The 6,468-nt window shown below is 36.6% G+C and carries 4 protein-coding genes and 1 pseudogene; 2 read left to right on the forward strand and 3 right to left on the reverse strand.

The genetic code is table 11. The features are described from left to right. Positions 1–554: 554 nt before the first annotated feature. Both purD and serS read right to left on the reverse strand, forming a co-directional pair. Positions 555–1,826 carry a phosphoribosylamine--glycine ligase gene (gene purD / locus WGMM_RS01465; RefSeq protein WP_038249017.1) on the reverse strand — a complete coding sequence of 424 codons (1,272 nt, stop codon included), beginning with the start codon at positions 1,824–1,826 and terminating at the stop codon, positions 555–557. A 34-nt stretch (positions 1,827–1,860) separates the two neighbouring features. Further along, positions 1,861–3,138 carry a serine--tRNA ligase gene (gene serS / locus WGMM_RS01470; RefSeq protein WP_038249037.1) on the reverse strand — a complete coding sequence of 426 codons (1,278 nt, stop codon included), beginning with the start codon at positions 3,136–3,138 and terminating at the stop codon, positions 1,861–1,863. A 1,029-nt stretch (positions 3,139–4,167) separates the two neighbouring features. Between serS and WGMM_RS06485 the strand changes: the two genes are divergently transcribed. Next, a complete protein-coding gene (locus WGMM_RS06485; protein WP_240991836.1) occupies positions 4,168–5,202 on the forward strand; it encodes a hypothetical protein in 1,035 nt (344 codons plus the stop codon). A gap of 5 nt (positions 5,203–5,207) precedes the next feature. Then, positions 5,208–6,161, forward strand: a complete 954-nt coding sequence (gene dusB, locus WGMM_RS01485; RefSeq protein ID WP_038249021.1) for a tRNA dihydrouridine synthase DusB — start codon at positions 5,208–5,210, stop codon at positions 6,159–6,161. 25 nt (positions 6,162–6,186) lie between these two features. On the opposite strand, the pseudogene WGMM_RS06040 reads toward dusB, so the two are convergent. Beyond that, a pseudogene (locus tag WGMM_RS06040) lies at positions 6,187–6,468 on the reverse strand (hypothetical protein); the annotation flags it as partial.

The raw sequence follows: 6,468 nt of genomic DNA on the forward strand, positions 1-6,468 counted from the left end.
TCGAGACATTTTTGGTGGAAACAGACTGACAGACCCCCTACCTTAATTTGTTCGCGGACGTTACAAAATTTACCAAATGAAAAAAAAGGCAAAAGAAGCCCCGTGGTTATTATCCGCTTTAAAATATTGGCGTTTTTTATGTTTTAAACGCTTGACAAGCGAGATTCAGCCGCTTTTAATTGCAACTAACCTACGCTGCAAATGTTTAAGAAATTTACTAAGCAGAAAAAAAGACAAAGAATCCCCGAGTTAGCTAGTCTTTTACTATATCTGTCGAGTATTGGCATTTTTTGATGTCTTGTAACGCTTTGTAAGCGCGTTCAGCTTATTTAGATAAAAATCTAGATGTAGATGAAGTTTTGTAAAGACATACAGTATCTATATAATGCAAAAAATTGAACATAAGACGCCGATACATTAAGTAATCCTTACCTTTTAATCTGCAGATTGGCGAAAGCAAATACAATAGCTTCAGTTTCATGATAAGGGGGCTGGCGGAGTTTGTCAAGGAAGTTTTTCGTTTCTGTGAACCACCTGCTAACCGACAGCTAACATTAACTACCGATATCGTATCTGAAGAAGCCCCCTGGCCATTCTAAAAAATTTAATGCTGAGTACACCTTACTTTTGGCTTCCTCTATAGTGCTCCCTTCTGCTACTATATTTAGCACTCTTCCGCCATCGGAAACTAAGTTACCACTTTCATCGAATTTAGTACCAGCGTGAAACACCAACACACCAGGAATGCTTTCAATCTTATCTAATCCTTTAATTACTTCTCCCTTTTGATAATCACCCGGATAGCCTTTACTTGCAACAACTACACAAACTATAGATTTGTTGTTAAGTTCCACCATTTTGACATTTAACTTTCCTTCTGCAACTGACAACATCAATTTTAACAAATCGCAATTTGAATCAAATCTAGGTAATATAGATTGCGTTTCTGGATCACCGAATCTAACGTTATACTCGAGAAGTTTTGGGCTATCTTTGCAAATCATTAAACCAGCAAAGAGTACTCCTTTATAAGACGTACCCATGTTAACCAATGCTTGAGCTGTAGGGTATATTATTTTTTGGATAATTTTTTGCTCCATGTCCTTACTTATAATTGAAGGTGATGAGTACGACCCCATACCTCCAGTATTTTGGCTTTCATTACTTTCATCAACTCTCTTATAATCTTTTGCACACCCAAGAGTTACTACTTTCAACCCATCAATAAGAGCAAAAAAACTTACTTCTTCTCCAACTAAAAACTCTTCTATGATTATTTCTTCACCTGATTCACCAAATTTTTTCTCCACTAGCATTGAATTTATTGCTGAAAAAGCTTCGCTTTCTGTATTACATATAACCACCCCTTTTCCTGCCGCAATTCCATTTGCTTTCACTACAAGTGGAAACTTTATTTTATTGCTACGTACAAAATCTTTAGCTAACCCTTCATCAACAAAACACTCGTACTTGGCAGTTGGTATACCATATCGTTTACATAGTCCCTTGGTGAAAGACTTCGATCCCTCAAGTTTTGCAGTTGCTTGACTTGGAGCAAAAACATTTATTCCCTCTGCAACTAAATCATCAGCAAGCCCATCAATTATTGGTTGTTCTGGACCAATAACAACCAACTCTATATTTTCTCTCTTGCAAAATTGTGTAACATCCACTGAATTTTGAATATTTACATCCACAAGAACTCCCAAATTTTCCATGGCCTGGCGACCAGGAGTTACATATAACTCAGTCAAGATAGGAGATTTTTTTAGAGCCCAAAGTAGAGCGTGCTCACGCCCACCAGAACCTATAACCAGAACCTTCATCTTTATTTCCTCGCTTTTCTATATGTCAAAATTATTATTTGCTTATAATAGTGTCATTACTCATGTATTTTTGCAACACGTTTGGTATTGCAATCGACCCGTCAGAATTTTGATAATTCTCCATTATGGCAATAATCGTTCTTCCTATAGCTAAAGCTGAGCCGTTTAAAGTGTGAATATATTTTTTCATCTTTTTATCAGTTTCTGAAGAGTATTTAGTGTTCATCCTTCTTGCTTGAAATGCACCACAATTTGAGCAGCTTGATATTTCTCTATATTTATCTTGCTCAGGTAACCATACCTCTATGTCATAAGTCCTTTGTGCAGCAAAACCCATATCACCACTACAGAGTAGCATTACTCTATACGGTAATTCTAGTTTTTTTAATATCTCTTCAACAATACTCGTCATGCGCTCAAGTTCATCATTTGATTGGTCTTCAGTTGTGATACTAACCAATTCCACTTTACCAAATTGGTGTTGCCTTATCATACCTCTCGTGTCTCGCCCTGCGCTGCCTGCTTCTTTACGAAAGCACTCCGAATATGCAGTAAAGCGAATAGGCAGTTCTTTTTCTTCCATTATTTTGTCAGCAACTAAATTTGTTAAAAACACTTCACTTGTGGGAATCAACCTCAATTCGTCGGTAGTTAAATACGAATCGTCAGAAAATTTCGGTAGCTGACCAACATTATACATAGCCTCGTTTTTCACCAAAGTCGGGTGGTACACCTCAGTATAGCCAAATTCATTAACATGCATTTCAAGCATAAAATTTATTAGCGCTCGTCCAAGCTTAGCTAACTGTCCTTTTAGTATCGTAAATCTTGATCCGGAAATTCTCGCCGCTTGTTCGAAGTCTATTAAACCTAATTTTTCTCCGAGTTCATAATGAGATTCTGGTACAAAATCAAACTGTCTTTTTCCTCCATATCTTCTCACCTCTAAATTAGAGTTCTCATCCGCGCCTATTGGCACATCTTGCGCAGGAATATTCGGCAAGTTAGATAAAACATTCACTAACTTATCCTTTTCTGCTTGTTCTTTTAAGCTGATTGCCTCTATCTCATTTGTGATGCTTTTTGACAACTCTATTTGCTCTTCACAGGGGCTCTTGCTCATTTTAAGCTTTTTTATTTCCTCTGTGATTTCATTGCGCTGCCTATTCAAATCCTGCAGTTTAGTGGTTAATGATCTTTTCTCGTGATCGATTTCTAATATCTCTTCCGCAGTAGATTCTCTAATTCCCCTGCTTTTCATTGCCTTTTCAAATCCTTCAGGGTTTTTGCGTATATATTCTATATCGTGCATATATTGTGCTATTACTAACATTGTTACTGTACTCCAAAAGCTCTTAATATTCAATATTTTCTCATACTACTAAAATTATTATGGTCGATTTTTTTGTTAGAATTTGTTAAAATTTAATTAACTTAGCGTTCATAGGGTGTAGTATGTTGGGCATTACAAAAAATAATCAAAAAGAGAGTACTTACTTTGCTGGTTATCTACGCTACTTGTGTATGCCTAGCAGGCACATTCGCTGCTGGCTGTTTAGGGGCGGTAATAGGATCCCCTCTATTGACCTTTCCACTTGCTATGCTCATCTCTAACCCCGTAGTTTGGGTTTTAATGGGAATAATTCTTACAGTAGCATACAAAATGGTTGTTGAACCTTTATTTTACTTAGCGAAGAACTATATTAATGGAAAAAGAGCTTCAAAGGGGGAAAAGAGTGAAGAAAAAGATACAGAACTACAAGATTTGCAAGGCAAGNCTCCAGAAAAGCAAGCAAGACCGAAAACCCCTGATAGGGATAGTGGTGTTATTACATCGGAAATAGCTATAGATAATAATTCTTTTTTACATCAAACAGAGAAAGAAAAGAATTATAATTACAAATTAACTACTACTGATATTAGAGTTATTGTAAAAAGCAAATATGGGTGGATAGCACACAAAAATAAAAAAGGCTTAAAAGATACTTCTGAAGGTGTGATTTTTGCTTGTCCTGACTCTACATCATCTTTAGAGCAAGAACTAAAAGAATATAAAAATAAAGTAGAACGAGAGGGTAGTGATTTAGTGTTCCTTTCAATCCTTAATTTAAATGGAAACCATTGGGTAACACTGGGTGTTTCTTACGACGAAAAGAGTGAAAAGTTTAGAGCTTGCTATTGAGATTCATTTGGTGAACCATTACCAGAAGAGGTATCAAGTGCGCTACAGAAAACTCTAGGAATAGACAATAGTAGTATTAGAAACTCAAAAGCTAAACAACAAGATGATAAGTATAATTGTGGAATATTTGCCTTAGAGAATGCTAAGAAAATTACAGATATGCTGAAAGCAGGCAAATCGTTTGATGAAATTGATGATCAGCTAAAATATGAACTTAGTTCAGAGCAATTAATAGAGAAGAGAAAGGAATTTGCAAAAGCGTTGAAAAAGGATGAACAAAGCAGGGCTGGCACGCCAAGCCCTGTATTAGGTGGTCCAGGAAATATAAGTCGTAAAGATAGCGGAGTAAGTTTAGATTCAGTAGAAAGTAAGCAAACAAAAATTGTTCAATATAATATTACAGGTGATGGCAGCTGCTTTTTCCATGCGGTATTTGGTGATAATAGCTCTGGTCAATATAAAACTGAAAAAGCACAAGATATGAGAATGGAATGGCACAAATTTTTAAGTCAATTTAACTCTTTGAATAATCCAAGGATGCCTGAGTTATTGAAGGGACAGATGCAGAAAGTTTTTGGTGCATTCTTAGAAAATCCAAATCATTTGATTGGTATGGCGGGCTCAATAAAAGATTTGGTTCAGCACACAAACAGACGGGTAGAGAAGATCAAAAAAAAGACTAATAAATTAATAAAAAAGTTATGTTGTCTTACGACATTAAAAGAAAATGAAGTTATAGGTGATTTAAGAAGCATTAGTGCTAGTAATCTCAATATTAGTGAAAGAAAATATGATAGAAATTATAATAGTGATACTGCAGCAAATTCTTTTCTCAATGGCAAATCCATTTATAGATCTTATCTAGAGGCAATCAGCAGCCAAAGTTACCATGTTTTCATAGAAGAAATTTCTATCTTAGCTTCGCTGGCTAATATTGAAATTGACGTCTACTATAAAAATAATGGTAATGATGTAAATACATTGTTTCTGCCAAATGCGGGAATGATAAATGAAGGTTATCAGCAGAACAACGAGCTATGGGGAAATAAAGAACAAGAAACGGTATACTTGGCACCTGGTCATTATGAGAGAGCTGAGATAGTAGAGGTAGAGCCTTCTCTTATGGAAAAAGTAAGTTCGGCTATACAAAGTGTTGTAACAGTATGTGTAAATGCGCTAGGTTTGAACACATAGAATATATGTCCCTACAAGTAGGAAATTTGACAATTGATTCTCCAGTTATTTTAGCTCCAATGTCTGGAGTGACTGATTATCCGTTTAGAAGTATTGTGAAGAAACTTGGTGCAAGTTTGTTAGTTTCAGAGATGATTGCAAGCAGAGCTATGATTATGCAAACTCGCCAGAGTTTGCAAAAAGCAGAAGTCGATGCATTAACTGCTGTGCAGCTTGCTGGGTGTGAGCCAGATGTTATGGCGGAGGCTGCAAAATTAAACGAGGACATGGGAGCAAAAATTATAGACATAAACTTTGGTTGCCCTGTTAAAAAAGTTGTAAACGGTTATGCAGGATCAGCGCTAATGCGTGATGAGAAAAAAGCCGCTGAGATAATTGAAGCTGTGGTCAAAGCAGTGAATATGCCAGTTACGGTGAAAATGCGCACTGGATGGAACGATGAAAATCGCAATGCCCCGAGACTTGCGAAAATTGTCGAAGACTTAGGAGCAAAAATGATCACTGTGCATGGAAGAACAAGAGCGCAGCTTTATAATGGTCAAGCAGATTGGAAATTCGTTAAAGAGCAAGTGAAAATTCCAGTTATAGTAAATGGTGATATTAAAAATTTAAATGATATTCAGAATGCTCTCAAAGAATCTGGAGCAGACGGAGTGATGATAGGTCGTGGTGCCTACGGTAAACCTTGGCTGATTAATCAAGCAATGAATTTTCTCAGTGGAAGTGAAACTTCTGAGCCAACAGCTTCAGAGAGATTAAGCATCATACTCGAGCATTACGACAATATTCTTGAGTACTATGGAAATGACACAGGAATAAAGATGGCCCGCAAACACATAGGTTGGTACAGTAGCGGGCTTCCAGGCTCATCTGAATTTCGTGTGAGAGTAAATTACATGACAGATAGCACAGAAGTGAAAGAAAATATTACTGGCTTTTTTGGTCAAGAGACACACTAGCTGTACTCAATTCGACTGATCGTANGCCACTACGCTCTCTTCCTCACCAGAGTGTAAATGACAACCATTATCCATCAACCATTCCTCGTCGTAAGTTTCAATATCGAAATATTTTTTATATTTATCCACATTATCACAAAGTGAAAGTACTCTGATCTTATTCATAATCAAACCTGTACCAGCAGGAATTAATCTTCCTACTATAACATTTTCTTTTAATCCACTTAAAGGATCACTCTTCCCGCAGAATGCTGCTTCTGTAAGTACTTTTGTTGTCTCTTGGAAAGAGGCAGCAGAAATAAAGGAG

The organism is Wolbachia endosymbiont of Glossina morsitans morsitans, assembly GCF_000689175.1.
Lineage (GTDB): Bacteria > Pseudomonadota > Alphaproteobacteria > Rickettsiales > Anaplasmataceae > Wolbachia > Wolbachia pipientis.

Bases quoted from the DNA above. Each gene is read 5' to 3' on its own strand.
- purD (WP_038249017.1), bottom strand. From the start codon at position 1,826: ATGAAGGTTCTGGTTATAGGTTCTGGTGGGCGTGAGCACGCTCTACTT.
- serS (WP_038249037.1), bottom strand. From the start codon at position 3,138: ATGCACGATATAGAATATATACGCAAAAACCCTGAAGGATTTGAAAAG.
- WGMM_RS06485 (WP_240991836.1), top strand. From the start codon at position 4,168: ATGCTGAAAGCAGGCAAATCGTTTGATGAAATTGATGATCAGCTAAAA.
- dusB (WP_038249021.1), top strand. From the start codon at position 5,208: ATGTCCCTACAAGTAGGAAATTTGACAATTGATTCTCCAGTTATTTTA.